Genomic DNA, 20,197 nt, shown 5'->3' on the forward strand with positions numbered 1-20,197 from the left:
TGAGTATTTTCGGAAAGATGAAAGAACGGGAGGCAGCACGTTGAAACGGTTTGGTTTTCTGGTGATCGCGGCCGCCGTTCTGGTGGCGGGCTGCGCCAAGGTGAAGGAGCCGGCCGCGCCCTCGGCGCAGGTGGTGGCCGAGCGGCTGATGACGCGCAGCGAAAGCCCGGCGCGCGTGCAGCGCTGGCTTTTGTCGCGCGGGTTCCAGCAGATCGAGCGGACGGGATATGGCGGCGTCTGGCCGCGCACGGGGCCGTGCTTCCAGACAGTCAAGGGGCTGCTCTACCGCGACCGGACGGTGACGCGGGTGTGTTTCGCGGCCGACCAGTACCCAGTCGTGCTGTTGCGCGAGCGGCAGGGATATTACTGGACGGAGGTCTATCCGAACGATCTGTCCTACAACCTCTACGGCCCCAGTGGCCTTGGGGCGATTTCCGATGAAACGGTGGAGATATTGAAGCGATGAGCCTGACGGCCGACACGATGGAGCTTCGCGAGGAGGAGATCGCGAAACATTACGAGGCGGCCCAGGCCATGCTGGACGGGTTCGACCACACGCCGCGCGTGGGAAAGCCCCGGGAGACCGAGCAGGAGGAGCGCTCGGCCGGGCTTGGCACGCGGCGGCGGTTCCGGACAACGACGCCGGGGCTGGTGACCCGCTCGACGGCGCGGGCCGAGGGGGTGCACCTGCTGCAGACGATCGCGGCGGCAGACGGGGATGACCCGCTCACGAGCCCGCTGCAGGCGACGGTGATGCACGGGCTGCGCCGGGCGCTGGCGATTGCGCTGGCGGTGGGCGAGGCGTTTGCCGAGGCGACGGGGCTGGCCGAGCTGCGGCGGGCGAACCTGGCGGGGTCGCTGGGGGCTGACCGGAAGACGGAGTTCACCGAGCTGATGGGCGCCGAGGCGCTGGCGGTCAGCCACGTTTTCGCCAATGCGACGGCGTTCCTTTTGGGCCCGCATGGTTCGGAAGTGTCGGTCGAGGTGGGCGAGGTCGAGGAGCTTCTGACCGACAATGCGCAGCTGGCGCTGCATGGGCTGTTGTGGGAGCTCGATCAGGATATCGCGGCGATGGCGGGCGACGATGCGCGGCTGGTGGCCGTCGTATCGGCGTTTGCCGAGCAGGTGATGGAGAAGGTCGCGATCCGGGCGCAGAATACCGGCAGGCTCGGGGCCTTTACCGGGGCGAGCTGGCGGGTGGAGGCGGATGACTTCACCATTCGCGGCTTCGAGGCGGCGGCGAAGGGCAAGTCGACCACGCTGACCATGGAGTTCAAGCAGCCGCACGAGGTGGTGGGCAACCATATCGCCAAGTACCAGGCGCTGAAGCTGGCGAAGATGATCATGGCCTATGATTTCGACCGGCGGCTGAACCCGTTCGTTGAACTGGGCGGGTTCATCTTCACCTTCATGGGCGACGGCAAGCCGGGCACGGGGAAGACCACGCTGATCCGGATGATGGCGGGGCTGATGAACGGGTATTGCGAGGTGGCGGGCTATCCGTTCCGGTACATGAACCTCTCCACGGAAAGCATTGATTCCTATCAGGGAAAGAGTGCTCAGAACGCCAAGAGTTTCATCAACACGGTGCTGGATCCGGGGGTGATCGGGTTCGGGACGGTCGACGATATCGATCAGCTTGCGGGCAAGCGGGGCGACCGGCAGTCGAGCGCCGGGCAACTGGAGATCACCGCCGTTCTGATGGAGAGCTTTTCGGGGGCGAATACGGTGGTGCGGGGGAACTGCACCTTCGGGATGTTCTCGAACTACCCGGAGAACGTGGATGACGCATTGCGGCAGCGGGCGGGGGCGCGGTTCCTGGTCGACGGGCCGCAGACGCGGGAGGATTACATCGACATCCTGCACCTGTTGATGGGGAAGAACCATGACATCCCGCTCGGGAGACATGAACTCTATGCTGCGCAGGAGATCAAGAAGGCGGTGGCGGCGTCGTTCGAAAGCCACAGCCGGCCGCATGAGGATGGGCTGATAAAGGTCTATGATCGTGTGGAAAAAGACCTCGGCAAGCTGGATACGATTGCCAAGCTGGGCACCTATCTGAAGGGCATCCAGGAAGCGGACGAGCGGTTCACCGGGCGGGCGATCAAGAACATCACCGACGCGGTGAAGGTCCGGGCGATGGATTTCGAGTTGCCGGATGAGTGGATGGAAGAGCCGGAGCTGTTCCTCTTCAAACCCTACGAGGAGAAGCTGGGCATGATCGAGGAACTGCGCCAGCCGATCACGGTGGAGATGGTGATCCAGGAAATCAACCGCTACGCGGATTCGGAATTCCGCTATGCCGACAAGTCTGACGAGGTGGCGATCGAGAATATGGTTCGCGAGTTCGGGCGTACGGAGGAGGCCAAGCGGCGGTACTTGGAGGGGAAGGATGGGTGAGAGTTTGCCATGTAGGGTGGGTGCAACCCACCTTGCGTCGAGACGGGGGATGGTGGGTTGCACCCACCCTACGCCCTCATGAAACGCCTCATCACATCCGGGCTGATGTTCGGCAACCTGATCCACGTGGACAGCCCCGCGCTGGTGGAAAGGTATAACCGGGCGCTGAAGCACCTGACGGGGAAGCAGACGGGCCTTACCGATTTCTACATCGACATTTCCGGGTATTCGCCCGAGGTGGGGGACGAGCTGGATGATCCGCTTTACCTGAACCATGCGGGGGTGAACCGGCAGTTCATTCTGCTCACCACGGCGCAGAAGACTGCGCCGCTGCTGGATGCGAAGTTTTCGACCTCGCGGGGGATTTTGAGGCAGTTCATCGAGGAGAACGAGCCCGCGCTTTTCGCGCTGACCGCGCGGGATGCGGTGGCGGGGGAGTTGGTGAACTCCGTCTTCGATATGTCTGATCCGAAACGGCTTTTCGATATCCGGCGGATCGTGATCGAGGCGGATACGACGAATGGGCGCATCCGGCGGGCGGCGGAGCTGGACCAGAAGGTGAGCAGGTTTCTCAACGAGGAGGATGCGTGGTTCGACGACGTGCTGATCGCCGAGATGATCGGGCTGGCGGGCGAGACCGGGGATATCGTGCGCAACCCGGTGTCGCTGAAGAAGATGGAGTTCGAGCAGCGCGATTTCTGGACGGCGCATTTCGGCGGGCTGTACCTGTTCCAGGATCTGGAACTGCCCGGCGTGATTGCCTCGGCCGGCAAGGAGGGCTTGGGCGATTTGCCGATCGAGTATGTCTTCGGGCTGGAGGAGCGGAACCGGATCGCCAATTTCCTCGACCTGAACGGATTGGTGGAACCCATTGTAAAGGCGCGAGGAATCGATGCGAGTGCCGTGCTTCGGCAGAAGATGGATTTCATGATGGTCGACGCGCTGGCCGATGCGGGCGTCGACCTTGCCGGGCGGTCGCGGACGGATATGCGGCGGCTGGCCCGCACCCATGCCAGCCAGTTGCCGGAGGAGTTTCACGCGCTGGCCGCGTTGTTGAACTGGGCCGAGAGCGGGGGCAAGTGGCCCACCATCGCCAGCGACAGCCCGGCCTATTTCTATACGCTCAGGGCCTCGGGTCACAAGGATGCGGACCTGGTGAACATGCTGCTGGCGGAGCTGGCGCCCAAGGATTTCCGGCAGCTTTTCATCTGTCACAAGGAGCTGTTCTACCGCCGCTATGCGGGGTGGAGCGACACCAAGAAGGCCTATGTGGTCGAGTATCTGCTGAACGAATACCAGGTGGACAAGGTGGGCGCGCGCAAGGCACTGTTTGGCCGGGACGCGCCCATGGAAGAAGAGATCAAACCGGAGCCGGACATGGACCAGCTGATCGAGCTGGTCGGTCCGTGGGGCCCGGTAAGGAGGTAAGGCATGGCGGCACTGGCCAAGCTTGTGGTGATTGGCTTCATCGTTCTGACGATTATCTATGTGTGCCTGTCGCTCTATTCCCGCTCTGTGCGCAAGGGGAAGCTGGAGGAGTGGTGGGAAGAGGAAGGGCGGCCGGGCGACCGGGAGGCCTATATCGAGGCCGGGCTGAAGGATTACGAGGGCTCGCTCAGGCGGAAGCTTATCTGGGGCGTCTATATCGTGCCGGTCGCGGTGATCGGCGCCGTCATTTATTTTACCAATTTCCACTGAGGCGCGGGCGATGGTGTATTTGAAATGGGCATTCTGGATCGTGGTCTGGGTGCTGATCGCGGCCTTCTTTCATTACACGTTGCCGCAACATGACATTGCGCGGATCACGGATACCTATGAAAAGCGGATCGATTTCGGGGAAAACTCGATCTTCTGGGCGAGCCCGGATGTGGGGAACGATACCGGTGCGGTGAACCGCGACGTGTTCTTCATCCAGGCGGTTCGCACGAATGGCCGGGTGATGGTGTATCGGAACGAGGATACCGGCTGGGGCTGGCCGCCCTATTTCAAGTTCGACACCGCGAACCTTCAGGCCGAGGCGGCGGACCTCAAATCGACCGGGGAGACGCCGAAATGGGTGTCGATCAAGCATTACGGCTGGCGCAACGAGTTCATGTCGATCTATCCCAACGCGGTGGAGGTGCGCGCCGTGGCCGGGCCGGATGTTGGTACTGGAATACCGTGGTTCAACATCCTGATTATTGGGTGTTTTCTGGTGGTTGTTCTGGGGGTCTGGGCGCTGTGGCGGCGGTTTCGCGCCCGGCGGATCGACCCGGTTTTCGACGATATCGGCGAGAGCTGGGATGCGGCGGGTGACCGGGTGGATCACCATCGCAGCCGGTTCAAGCGCTGGCGGGACAGCTGGAAGCCCAAGCACAAACGCTGATCTGTTCAGAGAGGGAAAGTGGTGGGCGACCTAGGAATCGAACCTAGCGTGCGTCTCCGCGAGGGAGTTACAGTCCCCTGCCACACCTTGCGGCCTGTCGCCCACTTCTGCCCCGGGTGACCCCGTGGCGTGACGGCGTATTTAGAAGCGCCGCCTTGGCCCGTCAACCGGAAAATGCCTTGCGACCCGCGCGTTGGGCGCGCATTGTCGCGGCCCGGACAAGGAGGGCGTTCATGGCCACGAAGAAACCCCGCTGGGTCGTCGAGAAAGAGCAGGCGAAGAAGGCGGCATCGGCCGAAACCGTGTGGCTTTTCGGGCTGCACGCGGTGCGCGATGCGTTGCAGAACCCGGCGCGGGAGAAGCTGCGGCTGGTGGTGACGAAGAACGCGCTGGACCGGCTGGGCGAGGCGGTTGTGGCCGAAGCCGGGATCGAGCCCGAGATGGCGGATGCGCGGAAGTTTCCGGCGCCGCTCGACCCGCAATCGGTGCACCAGGGGGCGGCAATGGAGGTCAAGGCGCTCGATTGGGGCAGCCTTGTCGACCGGTGCATGGGCGATGGCGAGCGGCCGCCGCGGGTGGTGATGCTCGACCGGGTGACGGACCCGCATAACGTGGGCGCGATCCTGCGCTCGGCCGAGGTGTTCGGGGCCTGCGCAGTGGTGGCGCCGCGGCATCATTCGGCGCCCGAGACGGGCGCGCTGGCCAAGACGGCAAGCGGGGCGCTGGAACGGCAACCCTACCTGCGGGTGCGGAACCTTGCGGATGCGATCACCGAGTTGCAGGGCATGGGATACGTGGTGCTGGGCCTCGATGGCGAGGCGGAGGCGACGATAGAGCAGGCGCTGGAGGGGCGGCGCGACCGGCCCGTGGCGCTGGTGCTGGGGGCCGAGGGGCCGGGGTTGCGCGAGAAGACGCGGGAGACGGTGGACCAGCTGGTGCGGATCCCGTTTGCGGGAGCGTTCGGCTCGCTCAACGTGTCGAACGCGGCGGCGGTGTCGTTATACGCCGCCCGGGCGGACGGTTAAGCGGGCGGCGGGTCGTCGCGCAGGAGGCCGAAGAGCCGGCCCTTGAGACACCACGAGAGGCCGAAGGCGACGAGGCCGAGCGTTTCGAACCAGAAGGTGAGGTTGGCGCGGTTCCAGCCGGCGAAGCCGCCGATCGGGTCGTCAAGCCCGAGGTAGCGGATGAACTTGTAGAGCAGCGCGCCGAGGGCTACGAGGATCAGCCCGCCGAAGATGCGGTAGAGCAGGTTGCGCAGGCGCTTGTTGGCGACGGAGCGGCCGGTGGCAGAGACCGAGGCGGGCGACTGGGGCCGGGTGAAGACCACGAGCGAGTAATAGGCCAGCACGAGGAACATGCCCGCGGCTGCGGCGTAGTGGATCATGGTGAAGATCTCGGCATTGATGCCGAAGGTGGGCCAGAAATCGAAACTGGCCGTGCCTTCGAGGGGGACGTCCGGGCTCTGGACGGCGTGGCCGCCCTGTGAGTCTTTCAGGAAGACGCGGGAGACGAGACCGCCGTAATCCTCGCAGCCCTTGCCGCTGGTGGGCATCAGCGCCACCCCGAAGGCGCAGAGCCCGGCAAAGCGGGCGGCGCGAATATCCCACTTGTTGTGGCCGAGATAGCCGTCGACCGCCTGTTCGCGCCCGCCGGTAGCGGCGGGGAGGTGGTAGAAGAAGGTCATCTGCAGCCCGATGAAGCAGAGCGTGCCGACGAGGATGTCGCCGCCGAGACGGGAATAATAGTAGTGGCTGATCGAATCGATGCCGGGGCAGGTGTTGCCGAGGGCGCTGATGAAGAGCAGGGCGAAGGGCAGGAGGAGGGCGGCAAGGCCGATGCCCTTGTTCACGGATTCGAGCTTGATCCGGAAGGGCAGGCCATCGTCGGCATGGGCCCTGAGAGAGACGATATCCATTGATTCTGTCCCCGGCTGCTAAACCTATGCGCGAATCATACGGCGCGGCGGGTAGGTGCGTCCAGCCTCGCGGTTGCAACGGGGGGCGGGAGTGCCTTTATCGGAAAGGTGGATTTTGACGGGGGACAGATGCCCGAGGGACGAAAGATTGCCACCTGCTGTTATTGCGGCACGCGCGCCGTTCTGGTGTTCGACAAGGCGCGGCACGAACTGACCTGCCAGGGGTGCGGGGCGCCGTTGCACAACATGAAGTCGATGCCGCAAGAGGATGGGAAGAAAAGGAAAACCGCCCCGAGGCGCAACACGGGCCGGCGCGATTTGCCGGAGTTTCCGCGCGAGGCGCCGCGGGATCGGGATCATGGCTATCACCGCGCGTGGCACCCGGCGAAGCACAAGAAATCGCGCAAGAAACGCAAACCCATGCTGCGCCGGCTGGTCGAGGAGATCTGGGACGAGGTCGAGGATATCTTCGACTGAGGTCACAGTGCTGTTAACGCATGTTCACAGCTATATTACATGCTCTTTTTATTATCACACCCGTACCTATCTATACCCCGGAGGCGCCAATACGGAACATCGGCGTTTCTCTTCACTGTCCCTCGTTCCGCGACTGGCGCCCGGGAGTTACCCGGGCGCTTTTTTCTTGTGCGACCGGATCCCGGTGTCGTGCGGGCTTTCGCTGTGGGCCGTGCGGCAGTATTCCTGAAGGCATGAACGAGAGCTATTCCGATTCCCACCTGCGCCGTATCCTGAACCGCACCCGCCGCATTGCGGTGGTGGGCGTGTCCCTCAACGAGGTGCGGCCGAGCTATTACGTGGCGCGGTACCTGTCGCTGAAGAAATTCCAGGTTTTTCCGGTGAACCCGGTCTATGCCGGAAAGACGGCCTTTGGCCGGGAGGTCTATGCCAGCCTGAGCGACATCGGCGAGGAGGTGGACATGGTCGACATCTTCCGCCGGCCGGAGCATGTGCCGGAGGTCGTCGACGAGGCACTGGAGGCGTTTCCCAAGCTGCAGACGATCTGGATGCAGATAGGCGTGTGGCACGAGGAGGCGGCCGAGAAGGCGCGGGCGCGGGGCGTGGACGTGATCATGAACCGGTGCCCGAAGATCGAGTATCAGCGGCTTTTTGGCGAGTTGCGGATGGGCGGGTTCAATACCGGCGTGATTTCCTCGAAACTGTGAGCGTGGGTCGGGGCGCTGCCCCGTCGCGCCGGGGGCGCGACTCCCCGGGATATTTTCGGCCAGAAGAAGCGCGGGGTCGGTGGTCAGTCCGGTGTCGGGGCTGTGGCCTCGATATCGGCGGCGATGCGGGTTTCGCGTAGGGGCTTCACGATATCGATGGAGCGCTGGTAGAGCGGGTGCGCCTTGTAGGCGGCGAGCGCGGCCTCGTCGGTAAATTCCGCGTAGACCACGAGATCGACCGGCGCCTCTGTCAGCATGTCGGCATGCAGGTTGGGGCCGACTTCCCAGTGGCTGGAATGGGGGATCCGGGAGAGAAGCGTCAGCCCCTCGCGCACGCGGTCGAGATCGCCCGGGTCGCGGACGGTGAAGAAGACGATGTGACGGATCATGGCTTGCGGGCCGCTTTCTCGGCCAGGCCGGAGCGGGACTGGCGGCGGGCGAGTTCTTCCATGACGTCGGCGACGGAAACGCCGCGGGATTGCAGCATCACGAGGAGGTGAAAGAGCACGTCGGCGGCCTCGGAGGTGAGGCGCTCGGGGTCGTTCTTCACGGCTTCGATGATGGCCTCGATGGCCTCTTCGCCGAATTTCTCGGCCACCTTTTCGGGGCCCTTGGCCAGCAGCTTGGCTGTCCAGCTTTCGTCGGGCGAGGCGGCGGCGCGGGTGGCGACGATCTGTTCGAGCTCTTCGAGGGTCATGCGCCTGTTCTCATCGGGATGCCGGCCGCGGCCATGTGGGCCTTGGCCTGGGCGATGGTGTAATCGCCGAAATGGAAGATCGAGGCGGCGAGCACAGCGGAGGCGCCGCCTTGCGTCACGCCATCGACGAGGTGATCGAGATTGCCGACGCCGCCCGAGGCGATGACGGGGACCGAGACGGCATCGGAGATGGCGCGGGTGAGGGGCAGGTTGAAGCCCGCGCGGGTGCCGTCGCGATCCATCGAGGTGAGGAGGATTTCGCCGGCGCCCTTTGCCTCGACCAGTTTGGCGAATTCGACCGCGTCGATGCCGGTGGGCTTGCGGCCGCCATGGGTGAAGATCTCCCATTTGCCGGGGGAGACGGTCTTGGCGTCGATGGCGACGACGATGCACTGGCTGCCGAAGCGGTCGGCGGCCTCGCGCACGACGTCGGGGTTGGCGACGGCGGCGGAGTTGAAGCTGACCTTGTCGGCACCGGCGAGCAGCAGGGCGCGGACGTCTTCGGCCGTGCGCACGCCGCCGCCCACGGTGAGCGGGATGTAGCAGTTCTCGGCGGTGCGGCGGACCACGTCGAACATGGTGCCGCGGTTTTCGTGGGTGGCGTGGATGTCGAGAAAGCAGAGCTCGTCGGCGCCGGCGGCGTCGTAGGCTTTCGCGGCATCGACCGGGTCGCCCGCGTCGCGCAGGTTGACGAAGTTGACGCCCTTGACGACGCGGCCGTCGGCCACGTCGAGGCAGGGGATGATGCGGGTCTTGAGCATGGGCGCGCCGCCTGTTGGGTGTTTGGGGGCGTTTTATTGGCAAATGGCGGAACATGCCAGAGGTGGGGGGCCCGGAAACTGGTTCCGGCTCGGGCGTCAGGCCGGGCCGGTCTTGCGCCCGAGCAGCAGGTTTGCCGCATGGGCGAAAAGTGCCAGCGGGATGCCGGCGAGGAGGTAGACCTTGCCGGCAAGGATCTGCAGCGGGAGGGTGCCGGACACGGTGGCACCAAGTGCCGTGCTGCCGAGGCAGGTGTCATAGCCGGTCATGAGCGAGCCGCTGCAGGCCAGCATCGGGATGACCACCACGGCCGCGAGAGCCACCGCGACGCAGCCGCCCCAGAACATGAGCGCGCGGGCCGGCGGGAAGGTAAGGTTGCGGGCGGTGACGACCGCGACGATGGCGGGCATGCCGAAGAAGAAGGACAGCAGGATGGCGTTCAGCATGGGCGGGCTTCCGTGCGCGGGAGCGAATACGGGGCATTATGCGGCAGCGAGACGGTCTGTCAACGCGTGGCGGGGGCTTGCCGGCGGTTGGTCTTCACGTGGATGTTTATGGGCAATCGATGGCGCATCGCCGAGGGTGGGGGCGATTTTGAAGCGAGGATGGAAGGAGATCGGAGATGCGGAAGATCTTGCAGACACTGGCGGTGGGAAGCGTTCTGTGGGCCGCGCCCGGATGGGCCGACAGTGACGATATCGTCAAGGTCCGGGCCACGGGCGACGTGGCGACGACCATGTCGGCGCTGGAGGCAGCGGTCGAGGGGGCCGGGGCGACGGTGTTCGCCAGGGTCGATCACGGTGCCGGGGCCGAGGGGGCGGGGCTGGAGCTTGGGCCGTCGCAGCTGTTGATCTTCGGCAATCCGAAGCTGGGGACGCCGGCGATGCAGGCCAATCCGCTGGCGGGGCTTTTTCTGCCGCTGAAGGTGCTGGTCTACGAAGACGCGGGCGGGCAGGTCTGGTTGGCCTATGAAGCGCCGGAGGAGACGCTCGACGATCTGGACGGGGTCGATGACGATGCGGATTACGTGGCCAGGATGACCGGGGCGTTGCGCAAGCTGACGCAGGCGGCGGCGGGCGGCTGATCAGCCGCGTTTCACCCGCAGGCGCAGGTGGCGGATGAGGGCGTAAAGGCCCCACGCCACGCCGGAGGCGAGCACGAAGGGGCCGAAGATGAGCGGGCCCCAGGCTGCCAGAACGCCCATCATGGCCGCCGTGTCGCCCACGTCGCGGCCGTGGAACTCGCAAGGGTAGGAGCCGGCTTCGTCGATGCGGCAGCCGTAGAGGGTGCCGAGAAGGATCACGCCGAGGACGCAGCCCAGCCAGACGAGGATGGGCAGCAGGGTCATGAACGCGAAGAAGCGGTTGATCCAGCGGGACATTTTCGCAGTCTAGTCCGGAAGGCGCGGGGCTGTCACGCGGGTCAGAATTCGTAGGTGGGCAGCCGGTCGAGCGCGTCGGTGAGCGCGGTGCCCCAGTCGCGCGAGACGGTTTGGAAATAAGGGTCGTCAAGCTCGATCCGGCCGGTCTTGCCCGTCTTCAGGCTGTCGGTTTCGTAGACGTGGTAATCGAAGGGCGCGCCGACGGTAAGGTTGGCCTTGAGGGTCGAGTCGAAGCTGACCAGCAGCAGCCGGAGCGCCTTTTCGAAGCTCATGTCGGGGCGGTAGGCGCGCACGAGGATCGGGCGGCCATACTTGATCTCACCGATCTGGAAGAAGGGCGTATCCTCGCCCGACTCGATGAAGTTGCCTTCGGGGTAGATGAGGAACATGCGGGGCGGGCCGCCATAGATCTGGCCGCCGAGCATCATGGTCGCGTTGAAGGCGCTGTCGGCCTGCTGGCCGGTCTGGGCATGGGCCTCGATCACTTCGCGCAGGACGTCTGCCACAAGGCGCGCGGCCTGGAACATCGAGGGCGCCGCCATCAGCGAGGGGTCGCGGTCGTCAGGCGCCTTGGTGCGCTCTTCCAGAAGGCTGATGACGGCCTGGGTGGTGGCGAGGTTGCCCGCGCTCATCAGGGTGAGCACGCGCTCGCCGGGGTTCTCGAAGATCTTCATCTTGCGGAAGGTCGAGATGTTGTCGAGCCCGGCATTGGTGCGCGTGTCGGACATGAAGACGAGGCCCCTGTCCAGCATCATTCCCACGCAATATGTCATCTGTCGGCCCTTACTGCTGCGCCACCTCGATCTCGACCGAGAGGCTTTCGCCCGCCCCGCCGATCCGGGTTCCAGTTACAGGGGCGGCGTCGGCATAGTCCAGCCCGGTTGCGACACGGACGTAACGTGTATCCGGCGAAATGCCGTTCGATATGTCGAAGCCGACCCAGCCGAGCCCGTCGACATGGGCTTCGGCCCAGGCGTGCATCGCTTCCTGACGGATCGAATCGTTGAGCATGAGATAGCCCGAGACGTAGCGCGCCGGGTAGCCCATGCGGCGGGCGCCGGCGAGGAAGATATGGGTGTGGTCCTGGCAGACGCCCTTGCCCGCGGTGATGGCATCTTCGGCCGACCAGTTTGGTTCGGAGGCGGCCAGTTGATATTCGACCTCGTCGCGGATGACGGCCGAGAGGGCGTGCAGTTGGTCGAGATCGCTTTCGGCGTCCACTTGCCGCACGAGGCCCGCCACGCCCTGGCCCTGCTTGGTCTGGGCCGTGCTGCTGAGGTAGAGCCAGAGCGGCGCCGGGCCCGGGTGAGGCCCGACGATGCCGTGGCTTTCGGAGATGTCGAGCGTGCCGGAGGAGGTGATGGTCAGCTCCTGCGCGCCCGCGTCGATGCTGAGCAGTTCGACCACGTTGTTGTGGTGATCCTGGAAGGAGAGCTCCTTTTTCCCGCCGGTGACGTCGGTGGCCCAGTCGACCACGTTCTGCTGGTGGCTGGTCTTGGGGGTCTTGCGCAGCTGTTGCAGGCCGAAGCTGACGGGCTCGGGGAACTGGTAGCGGGTGGTGTGGCTGATCGAAAGGCGCATGGGGCTCACTTGTAGAACCTGTAGTCGATCTCGATCTGGCCGCCGAGATCGGAGAGCAGGGAGAGAATCTGTTGCAGGTATTCGTGCAGACCGTAATCGAAGATCGCGTCGATGTCGTGGCTGAGGAATTTGCGTTCGATATGGTCTGCCTTGCCGAAGGCGGGCGGGCGGTTGCCGTAGTTGGAGCAGAGATAACCGAGGTTGTCACGCAGCTTGGAGACGCAGAAGGCGAGGCTGCGGGGCATCCGCTTGTCGAGGATGAGGAAATGGGCGATGTCGCGCGGCTCGAACTGGCTGCCGTATTCCATGCGGAAGCCGCCGCGGGCCGAGACCGAGCGCAGGATCGTTTCCCATTGCACGTTGTCGATCGAGGAGCCCACCGACATGACCGAGGGCAGCAGCACGTAGTATTTCACGTCGAGGATGCGCGCGGTGTTGTCGGCGCGTTCGAGGAAGGTGCCGATGCGGGCGAAATCGTAGATGTCGTTCCTGAGCATCGTACCGTGGGTGGCGCCGCGCACCAGCGCGCTGCGCTGGCGCAGATCGCCCAGCACGCCGGGCAGGTCGCGTTCCGAAACCTTGCGCGCGAGCAGGTCGCGGGCGGCCATGTAGGCGCTGTTGGTGGCTTCCCACACTTCGTGCGTCAACGCCGTGCGCACCATGCGGGCGTTGAGGCGGGCGGACTCGATGCTGGAACGCACCGACGAGGTATTGTCCTTGGAGCGCAGCATCCAGTCGATGGCGGCGTCCTTGGTCAGGGTGTCGTGGTGCGCGTTGAAGGCGGCCTCGACCCCGGCGGTCTGCATGACCGAGCGCCATTCGTCGTCGGTGCTGCCCGAGCGGGTCAGCGCGATGCGCTGGCCGGTCTCGATCAGGCGGGCGGTGTTCTCGGCCCGCTCGAGGTAGCGGTACATCCAGAAGAGGCCGTTGGCGGTTTTTCCCAGCATCGTCAATCCTCCAGCACCCAGGTGTCCTTGGTGCCGCCGCCCTGCGACGAGTTGACGACGAGCGAGCCCTTCTCGAGCGCCACCCGGGTCAGGCCGCCAGGGGTGATGTGCACCCGTTCGGGGCTGCAGAGAACGAAGGGCCGCAGGTCGACATGGCGGGGCGTGAGGCCGGAACGGCCGAGGATCGGCACGGTCGAGAGCGACAGGGTCGGCTGGGCGATGTAGTTGCCGGGGCGGGCCTTGAGCTTCTTGCGGAACTCGGCCAGCTCCTTCTTCGAGGAGGTGGGGCCGATCAGCATGCCGTAGCCGCCGGAGCCGTGGACCTCTTTCACGACAAGGTCGGCGAGGTTGTCGAGCACGTAGGCGAGCGAGTCTTCCTCGGAGCAGCGCCAGGTTGGCACGTTTTCCAGCAGGGGCCGTTCGCCGGTGTAGAATTCGACGATGTCGGGCATGTAGCTGTAGATCGCCTTGTCGTCGGCGATGCCGGTGCCGGGCGCGTTGGCGATGGTGATGCCGCCGGCGCGGTAGACATCCATGATGCCCGGCACGCCCAACGCACTGTCGGGGTTGAAGTTGAGCGGGTCGAGAAAGTCGTCGTCGACCCGGCGGTAGAGCACGTCGATGGGCTTGTAGCCTTCGGTGGTGCGCATGGCCACGCGGCCATCGACCACGCGCAGGTCGTGGCCTTCGACCAGTTCGACGCCCATCTGATCGGCCAGGAAGGCATGTTCGAAATAGGCGGAGTTGAAGATGCCCGGCGTCAGGATCGCGACGGTGGGTTTCGGCCCCGTCATGGGCGGCGCGCAGGCGGCGAGCGAACGGCGCAGGTCGGCGGGGTAGTTCTGCACCGGCTGGACGCTGTTGCGCGAGAAAAGCTCGGGGAACATCCGCAGCATGGTTTCGCGGTTCTCCAGCATGTAGCTGACCCCCGAGGGCGTGCGGGCGTTGTCTTCGAGCACGTAGAACTGGTCGTCGCCGGTGCGCACGAGGTCGATGCCGACGATATGGGTATAGATGCCGCCCGGAGGCGTGACACCGATCATGTGGGGCAGGAAGGCGTCGTTGCGGCTGATCATCTCTTCGGGGATGCGGCCGGCGCGGACAATTTCCTGCTTGTGGTAGATGTCGTAGAGGAAGGCGTTGATCGCGCGGACGCGCTGTTCGATGCCGCGCCCGAGCTTCTGCCATTCGCGGCCCGAGATGATGCGCGGGACGAGATCGAAGGGAATCAGCCGTTCCTCGGCCTCGGCCCGGCCGTAAACGTTGAAGGTGATGCCGGTCAGGCGGAAGAGCTCCTCTGCCTCGCGCTGCTTGGCGCGCAGGCGTTTGGGATCTTCGCCGTCATACCAGCTTTTGAAGTCGGAATAGGGCCGGCGAAGCGTCTCCGACGTGCCCCACATTTCGTCGAAAATGTCCTGCGTGTTCATAGGGTCATTAAGACATGATTAAGTCTTGCCGCAAAGGGCCTTGGCGGGGAGGATGCCTGCATGACGTGCGGTCCGCCTTATATTTGGGCGTTGGCGGGAGCGGGCGTCGATGTGCGGGGCGGCGGGGGAAGTCTGGGGCCTGGCCGGGCGGCGCATTGTGAGTGGCGTGGCGCAACGTGACGCTCGAAATTATGTGCCCGCCTGCTATCCTTCTGCGTGTGAAGGGCGCTGGCAGGATATGGCCGGCCGGTCTTTCAGCCAGTCACCAGAGGGAGCGGTGGTTAGCCATGAAGCTGACGGTCAACGGGGTGGAGCACGAGGCGGATATCGAGCCGGATATGCCGCTGCTCTGGGTGTTGCGGGACGAGCTGAAGATACGCGGGCCGAAATACGGCTGCGGGATTGCCCAGTGCGGGGCCTGCACGGTGCATATGGACGGGGTCGCCGTGCGCTCCTGCCAGATTTCGGCCGGGGATGCGGACGGCGCCGACGTGGTGACGATCGAGGGCCTCGGCACGCCTGACAGCCTTCATGCGGTGCAGGCCGCGTGGATCGAGCACCAGGTGGCGCAGTGCGGCTATTGCCAGTCGGGCCAAATCATGCAGGCGGCCTATCTGCTGGAGATGACGCCAGAGCCCACGGACGAGGATATCGACAAGGTCATGGGCGGAAACCTGTGCCGGTGCGGGACATATCTGCGCATCCGGGCCGCGATCAAATCTGCTTCCGATGCGATGAAGGGGGCCTGAGATGAGCCGTTTGGGAACGATCACCCGCCGCGCTTTCCTTGTCGGGTCCACCGCCGTGGCCGGCGGGGTGGCCTTTGGCGTCTATACCGTGCGCAAGCCGCATGCGAACCCTTTGGAAGATGGGTTGGCCGACGGCGAGGCCGCGTTGACGCCATATGTGCGGATCGATGCCGAGGGGGTGACGCTGATCACGCCGCGCGCCGACCTGGGGCAGGGGGCCTATCACGTGCAGGCCGCGCTTCTGGCCGAGGAGCTGGACGTGGACCTGGAGGATATCCGGGTCGATCCGGGCCCGCCGAGCGGCGCCTACTGGAACACCGCCATGGCCGAGGAAGCGGCGGAGTTCATGGTGCCGTCGCAGGGGATCCTGCAAGCGGGCGCTGCGACGGTCGTCGGCTCGGTGATGAAGGTGATGGGGCTGCAGATTACCGGCGGTTCGACCACGGTGCCGGACGGGTTCGATAAACTCCGCGCGGCGGGGGCATCGGCGCGGGAGACGCTGAAGGCCGCGGTGGCGGCGCGGGAAGGCGTTTCCGTGGGCGATCTGACGACCGAAGCGGGCCACGTGGTGCTGCCGGATGGAACGAAGGTCGCCTATGCCGAGCTGGCGTCGGACGTGGCGGGTATGGGCGTGGTGCAGAACGTGCGGCTGCGCCAGCCGGAGGAGTGGCGGTACATTGGCAAGCCGATGCGCCGGATCGACATGGTGGCGAAATCCACCGGCACGCAGGATTACGGGATCGACGTCGAGATCGAGGGGATGGTGCATGCCGCCATCCGATTGAACCCGGCGCAGACCGGGCCGCTCAACAGTTTCGACGCGAGCGAGGCGGAGCAGATGCGTGGCGTGAAAGCGGTTGTGCCGGTGACGGGCGGCGTGGCCGTGGTGGCCGACAATACCTGGCGGGCTTTCAAGGCCGCGGAGGCGGTGAAGGTCAAGTGGGGCAAGGCGCCGTTTCCTGCGTCGATGGAGCAGCACTGGGCGGCGCTGGGCGAGGCGTTCGCGGAGGATACGCTCGACAGCCGCAACCGGGATGATGGCGATGTGGACGGGGCGCTGGGCGAGGGCGAGGTGATCGAGGCCGAGTACCGCGCGCCCTACCTGGCGCATGCGCCGCTCGAGCCGATAAGCGCCGTGGTGCGGGTGGATGACGACGGGGCCGAGGTGTGGACCGGAACCCAGATCCCCCGTTTCGTGCAGCAGAACGTGGCCCGCGTGGCCGGGGTGGACGCCGACAACGTCGTGGTCAACGTGCTGATGATGGGGGGCAGTTTCGGTCACCGGCTCGAAGATGAGGTGGTCAAGCAGGCGACGGAAATCGCCGTGACGATGAAAGGGACGCCCGTGAAGCTGACCTATTCGCGGGAGGAGGACATGACGCACGACTTCCCCCGCCAGATCGCGATGGGGCGTGTGCGCGGGAAGGTGGCCGGCGGACGGGTCGAGACGATGGACCTGTCGATCGCCATGCCCTCGGTCATGGCCTCGCAGATGGGTCGGCAGGGGCAGCCCGTTCCGGGGCCGGACAGCCAGATCGTTGCGGGCGCTTGGAATGCACCCTTTGCCATTCCGAACCACCGGGTGACCGGCTATCGCGCGCCGGAGCTGGCGCCGATTTCGTCGTGGCGGTCTGTTGGGGCTTCGTCGAACGGGTTCTTTTACAACGCGGCGCTCGATGAGCTGATCGATGCGGCCGGCGCCGACCCGTTGGAGGAGCGTTTGCGGCTTTGCGATGACCCGCTGGCCCGGCAGGTGCTGGAGGCGGTGGCCGACATGTCCTCCTGGGACGGGCCATTGGGCGAGGGGCGGGGGCGCGGCGTGGCCTTCGTGCAGAGCTTCGGCGTGCGCTGTGCCGAGGTGGTCGAGGTGAGCCAGGGCGACCGTGGCTTGAACATCGACAAGGTCTGGGTTGCGGCCGAGGTGGGCCGGGTGGTCGACCCGGTGAATTTCGAGAACCACATTCAGGGCGCGGTGGTCTGGGGGCTGGGCCACGCGATGAATTGCGAGATCACCTATGCCGATGGCCGGGCGGAGCAGTCGAATTACCACGCTTTCGAGGGGATGCGGATGTGGCAGACGCCCGAGATCATGGTGCGGGGGTTGGAGAATGGCGAGCGTGTGACCGGGGTGGGCGAGCCGCCGGTGCCGCCGGCCGCGCCGGCGCTGGCAGGCGCGATCTTTGCGGCGACGGGCAAGCGCCTGCGGGAGATGCCGTTCAGCAAGTTCGTGACATTCGCATGAGGGCCGGGATGAGACATCTGCTTGGGTTGGTGGCGTTGGCCGGGTTTTCCATGCCCGTGCTGGCGGCCGGTGAGGATGTCGTGATCGCGCCGCCCGAGGAAGGATCGGTGAGCCGGGAAGAGGGGCTTGCGGCCTGGGAGCGGATCTACGAGGTCGCCTCGCATCCGCGCTGTGCCAATTGCCATGTGGGGGAGGACAACCTGCCCATGTGGTCCGGGCCGAGCTATGGCGAGACGCGGCCGCACGGAATGAACATCGATGGCGGCGAAAGCCGGATCGGGGCGGAATACGTGCCCTGCCAGACCTGTCATGCCTATAATGAAACCGGTGGCAACAATGGCGCGCACGAGGCGCCGCAGGTGGCTGACAGCTGGCACCTGGCGCCGGTCGAGATGCAATGGTTCGGCAAGAGCTCGGTCGAGATCTGCAACCAGCTGCGCGACCCGGAGCGTAATGGCGGCCAGGATCATGTCGAGCTGGCCGAGCACCTGGGTCACGGCCCCCTGGTGAGCTGGGGCTGGGCGCCGGGCGGCGGGCGGGAGCCCGCGCCGTACAGCCTGCAGGCGCATATCGACGACATGCTGGCCTGGGGCGTGGCCGGGTTTCCGTGTGAAAACGACTGAGGAGGGGGCGATGCGGAAAGGGTTGATGCGCCTGGCGGCCCTGGTGATGCTGGCAATCGCGGGGCTTCACATGGTGTCGTTGATGCTGGCGGGGCCGTTGGCGGAGGGCCTTGCCGGAGCGCTGCCTGCGGTTGCGGCCGTGGCGGTCGCGGCCGGGCTCTGGCGCGGGTGGCGCTGGGTGGCATGGCTGGCAATGCTGGGCGCGATCGTCGCGTTCGGGGCCGTGCTGGGCCGGGTCGGGGTGTCGCCGGTGCCGGACGGGGTATTGTACATGCTGGCCATCGCCTATGGTGCGTTCTCGGTGATGTCCTTCACCCTGCTGTGGTGGGGGCCGAGGGCGCCGCGCGCCCGCTGATCAGAACCCGTCGAAATCGGAGAGGGACGGCAGCGCTGCGGCAGCCGAACCTGCCACGGCGGCAGGGGGATCGGGAAGCCGCGCAGGCGGGCCCGGCACCGGCCGCAGGTCGGGCGCCTTGCGGGGCGGCAGCGGCGAGGGTTTCGGCTGTGGCGCGAGAGGCCGAGACGCCTGGCGAACAGGCGGCTCGGCACGGCCGGTTTCCTTGGTGATGCCCGACAGGCCCCTGGCCAGTTCGTCGGTGTTCTTCGTCAGCACCGATGACGCTGCGGTGACCTGTTCGGCGATGGAAACCGCGGCCTTGGTGGAGGCGTCGAGCTGGCCCACGTGATCGTTGATCTCGCGGATGTCCGACCTTTGGTCGCGGGCGACGCCGGAAATGTCCGAAATGACGTTTTCAAACCGGATCGTGTTCTCGAGAATGGCCTCGAGCCGTTCGCCCGAGGTGGTCACCAGCTTGCTGCCATGGTTGACCTGCGTCGCACTCTCGTCGATCAACCCTTTGATCTCTTTTGCGGATTTGGAAGCGCGCTGCGCCAGTGACCGCACTTCGGAGGCCACGACTGCAAAGCCCTTTCCGGCCTCTCCCGCCCGTGCGGCCTCGACCCCGGCATTGAGAGCGAGGAGGTTGGTCTGGAAGGCGATGCCGTCGATGACACCCACGACGTGACGGACATTCTCGCTGCTGGCCTCGATCCGGTGCATGGCGTCCATCGCCTCCCGCACCACGGCAGCGCCGCTCTCCGCCTGTGCGCGGCTCTCGCGGGTGACCGTTTCGGCCTGATCGAGACGATCGCTGGCCCCCTGCACGGTTTCCGTCAGGTGCGCCAGAACCGTCACCGAGCGTTCGAGATTCTCCGACTGGCTGTCGGCCCGGTTCACGAGATCTTCGGCCGCGCTCTGGATATCGGAAGCGCCATCGCGCACGGCGTCGATGGATTTTCCCATGTCCCGGATCCTCTCCTGAAGGGCGCTGGCCGCCTGGTTGAATCCCTTGTGCAGCGCTTCATCGTCCGGCGAGGTGGCGGCCGGTGGCTGGGCTTTGATACGCACGGTCAGATCGCCCCGGGCCAGTGTGGCAAGCGCATCTATGGTGGCTTTAACTGTATCTGAAGCTGGCACCGAACCTGCCAGCGGGTCGGCAGGAGGTATCTTGCCGGAATCGGTGCTCGCTACCCCTCGCGCCTTTGCGGAGGCGAGTGTGCTGCGGATGGCCGACAGGCGTCTGGCCAGATCGCCCGACACCCCCGTGTCTTCGGTGTGGGGGATGTCACTGGCCAGATTTCCCCGCTCCAGTTGCTGGGCCGCGTCCGCGATATCTTTCAGAGGCAGCAGGAGGCGGGCAGTGGCAAGACGGTTCAGAATGGCCATCAGGGCCGCACCCAGGGCCGCAGGCGCAACGATGGCGCCCCATGAGGCCGCGCCTGTCGGGCTGTTCCAATAGGTGCGGAACATGGCGATGCACAAGGCTGACAGAACGACGACCACGGCAAGAGCCAGAATGGCCTTGCGGATGTGGGGGGCGGAACGGTTCATCGGGGATATCCTTCGCGCTGGGCGGCTGCACAGGCA

Annotated in this window: 24 protein-coding genes and 1 tRNA gene; 13 read left to right on the top strand and 12 right to left on the bottom strand. The window is 65.5% G+C overall.

Translation table 11 applies throughout. The features are described 5' to 3' along the window. Positions 1 to 40: 40 nt before the first annotated feature. The 5 genes from RIdsm_RS09770 (at position 41) to RIdsm_RS09790 (ending at position 4,765) form a co-directional block, all read left to right on the top strand. A complete protein-coding gene (locus RIdsm_RS09770) occupies positions 41 to 466 on the top strand; it encodes a hypothetical protein (protein ID WP_057813638.1) in 426 nt (141 codons plus the stop codon). Further along, positions 463 to 2,400: an AAA family ATPase gene (locus RIdsm_RS09775; protein WP_057813636.1), complete on the top strand. Its 1,938-nt coding sequence runs from the start codon at positions 463 to 465 to the stop codon at positions 2,398 to 2,400. Before RIdsm_RS09770 ends, RIdsm_RS09775 begins: the two co-directional genes overlap by 4 nt. Before the next feature lie 78 nt (positions 2,401 to 2,478). Next, a complete protein-coding gene (locus tag RIdsm_RS09780) occupies positions 2,479 to 3,828 on the top strand; it encodes a DUF6638 family protein (protein ID WP_057813634.1) in 1,350 nt (449 codons plus the stop codon). A 3-nt stretch (positions 3,829 to 3,831) separates the two neighbouring features. Next, a complete protein-coding gene (locus RIdsm_RS09785; RefSeq protein ID WP_057813632.1) occupies positions 3,832 to 4,098 on the top strand; it encodes a hypothetical protein in 267 nt (88 codons plus the stop codon). 10 nt (positions 4,099 to 4,108) lie between these two features. Next, positions 4,109 to 4,765 carry a DUF1523 family protein gene (locus tag RIdsm_RS09790; protein ID WP_057813630.1) on the top strand — a complete coding sequence of 219 codons (657 nt, stop codon included), beginning with the start codon at positions 4,109 to 4,111 and terminating at the stop codon, positions 4,763 to 4,765. Positions 4,766 to 4,784: 19 nt separating this feature from the next. Here the strand turns inward: RIdsm_RS09790 and RIdsm_RS09795 are convergent. Continuing rightward, positions 4,785 to 4,868, bottom strand: a tRNA-Tyr gene (locus tag RIdsm_RS09795). Positions 4,869 to 4,998: 130 nt separating this feature from the next. Here RIdsm_RS09795 and rlmB point away from each other — a divergent pair. Further along, entirely contained in the window at positions 4,999 to 5,790 is a 792-nt protein-coding gene (gene rlmB / locus RIdsm_RS09800; RefSeq protein ID WP_057813628.1) for a 23S rRNA (guanosine(2251)-2'-O)-methyltransferase RlmB, read from the top strand. Here rlmB and RIdsm_RS09805 read toward each other — a convergent pair. Further along, positions 5,787 to 6,680, bottom strand: a complete 894-nt coding sequence (locus RIdsm_RS09805) for a hypothetical protein (protein WP_057813626.1) — start codon at positions 6,678 to 6,680, stop codon at positions 5,787 to 5,789. The two genes, rlmB and RIdsm_RS09805, sit on opposite strands and share 4 nt — an antisense overlap. A gap of 129 nt (positions 6,681 to 6,809) precedes the next feature. On the opposite strand from RIdsm_RS09805, the gene RIdsm_RS09810 reads away from it, so the two are divergent. Next, a complete protein-coding gene (locus RIdsm_RS09810) occupies positions 6,810 to 7,157 on the top strand; it encodes a hypothetical protein (protein WP_057813624.1) in 348 nt (115 codons plus the stop codon). Between the two features lie 233 nt (positions 7,158 to 7,390). Next, complete coding sequence (locus tag RIdsm_RS09815) at positions 7,391 to 7,864, top strand: CoA-binding protein (protein ID WP_057813622.1); 474 nt, start codon at positions 7,391 to 7,393, stop codon at positions 7,862 to 7,864. 83 nt (positions 7,865 to 7,947) lie between these two features. Here the strand turns inward: RIdsm_RS09815 and RIdsm_RS09820 are convergent, their stop codons facing one another. From RIdsm_RS09820 to RIdsm_RS09835, 4 genes are all read right to left on the bottom strand, one after another. Beyond that, positions 7,948 to 8,253: a Dabb family protein gene (locus tag RIdsm_RS09820; protein ID WP_057813620.1), complete on the bottom strand. Its 306-nt coding sequence runs from the start codon at positions 8,251 to 8,253 to the stop codon at positions 7,948 to 7,950. Further along, the gene (locus RIdsm_RS09825; RefSeq protein ID WP_057813618.1) at positions 8,250 to 8,561 is read right to left on the bottom strand and encodes a phosphoribosyl-ATP diphosphatase; all 312 of its coding nucleotides are present in this window, start codon (positions 8,559 to 8,561) and stop codon (positions 8,250 to 8,252) included. The genes RIdsm_RS09820 and RIdsm_RS09825 overlap by 4 nt, the downstream gene beginning before the upstream one ends. After that, positions 8,558 to 9,322, bottom strand: a complete 765-nt coding sequence (gene hisF, locus RIdsm_RS09830) for an imidazole glycerol phosphate synthase subunit HisF (protein WP_057813616.1) — start codon at positions 9,320 to 9,322, stop codon at positions 8,558 to 8,560. The genes RIdsm_RS09825 and hisF overlap by 4 nt, the downstream gene beginning before the upstream one ends. 96 nt (positions 9,323 to 9,418) lie before the next feature. Continuing rightward, entirely contained in the window at positions 9,419 to 9,766 is a 348-nt protein-coding gene (locus RIdsm_RS09835; RefSeq protein ID WP_057813614.1) for a hypothetical protein, read from the bottom strand. Positions 9,767 to 9,942: 176 nt separating this feature from the next. On the opposite strand from RIdsm_RS09835, the gene RIdsm_RS09840 reads away from it, so the two are divergent. After that, complete coding sequence (locus RIdsm_RS09840; RefSeq protein WP_082647265.1) at positions 9,943 to 10,404, top strand: DUF302 domain-containing protein; 462 nt, start codon at positions 9,943 to 9,945, stop codon at positions 10,402 to 10,404. Here the strand turns inward: RIdsm_RS09840 and RIdsm_RS09845 are convergent, their stop codons facing one another. Genes RIdsm_RS09845 through RIdsm_RS09865 form a run of 5 tightly spaced genes read right to left on the bottom strand, consistent with a single transcriptional unit; the run spans position 10,405 to position 14,656 of the window. Continuing rightward, positions 10,405 to 10,701, bottom strand: coding sequence for a hypothetical protein (locus RIdsm_RS09845; RefSeq protein WP_236553182.1), 297 nt, complete (start codon positions 10,699 to 10,701; stop codon positions 10,405 to 10,407). A gap of 41 nt (positions 10,702 to 10,742) precedes the next feature. After that, positions 10,743 to 11,456 (bottom strand): proteasome-type protease, encoded by a 714-nt coding sequence (locus RIdsm_RS09850; protein WP_082647264.1) that lies wholly within the window; start codon positions 11,454 to 11,456, stop codon positions 10,743 to 10,745. A gap of 28 nt (positions 11,457 to 11,484) precedes the next feature. Further along, positions 11,485 to 12,282, bottom strand: coding sequence for a transglutaminase family protein (locus tag RIdsm_RS09855; RefSeq protein WP_057813610.1), 798 nt, complete (start codon positions 12,280 to 12,282; stop codon positions 11,485 to 11,487). A gap of 5 nt (positions 12,283 to 12,287) precedes the next feature. Continuing rightward, positions 12,288 to 13,229, bottom strand: a complete 942-nt coding sequence (locus RIdsm_RS09860) for an alpha-E domain-containing protein (protein WP_057813608.1) — start codon at positions 13,227 to 13,229, stop codon at positions 12,288 to 12,290. A 2-nt stretch (positions 13,230 to 13,231) separates the two neighbouring features. Then, positions 13,232 to 14,656 (bottom strand): circularly permuted type 2 ATP-grasp protein, encoded by a 1,425-nt coding sequence (locus RIdsm_RS09865; protein ID WP_057813606.1) that lies wholly within the window; start codon positions 14,654 to 14,656, stop codon positions 13,232 to 13,234. A gap of 287 nt (positions 14,657 to 14,943) precedes the next feature. Between RIdsm_RS09865 and RIdsm_RS09870 the strand changes: the two genes are divergently transcribed. From RIdsm_RS09870 to RIdsm_RS09885, 4 genes are read left to right on the top strand one after another with little or no spacing between them, the layout of a single operon-like run. After that, the gene (locus RIdsm_RS09870) at positions 14,944 to 15,405 is read left to right on the top strand and encodes a (2Fe-2S)-binding protein (RefSeq protein WP_057813605.1); all 462 of its coding nucleotides are present in this window, start codon (positions 14,944 to 14,946) and stop codon (positions 15,403 to 15,405) included. Between the two features lies 1 nt (position 15,406). Beyond that, on the top strand, positions 15,407 to 17,647 hold the full coding sequence (locus tag RIdsm_RS09875) for a xanthine dehydrogenase family protein molybdopterin-binding subunit (RefSeq protein WP_057813603.1): 2,241 nt from the start codon (positions 15,407 to 15,409) through the stop codon (positions 17,645 to 17,647). 8 nt (positions 17,648 to 17,655) lie between these two features. After that, positions 17,656 to 18,270: a hypothetical protein gene (locus RIdsm_RS09880; RefSeq protein ID WP_057813601.1), complete on the top strand. Its 615-nt coding sequence runs from the start codon at positions 17,656 to 17,658 to the stop codon at positions 18,268 to 18,270. Positions 18,271 to 18,280: 10 nt separating this feature from the next. After that, on the top strand, positions 18,281 to 18,625 hold the full coding sequence (locus tag RIdsm_RS09885; protein ID WP_074940070.1) for a hypothetical protein: 345 nt from the start codon (positions 18,281 to 18,283) through the stop codon (positions 18,623 to 18,625). Here the strand turns inward: RIdsm_RS09885 and RIdsm_RS09890 are convergent, their stop codons facing one another. After that, on the bottom strand, positions 18,626 to 20,161 hold the full coding sequence (locus RIdsm_RS09890) for a methyl-accepting chemotaxis protein (RefSeq protein WP_057813598.1): 1,536 nt from the start codon (positions 20,159 to 20,161) through the stop codon (positions 18,626 to 18,628). Positions 20,162 to 20,197: the final 36 nt, after the last annotated feature.

It is taken from the genome of Roseovarius indicus, from assembly GCF_008728195.1.
GTDB lineage: Bacteria > Pseudomonadota > Alphaproteobacteria > Rhodobacterales > Rhodobacteraceae > Roseovarius > Roseovarius indicus.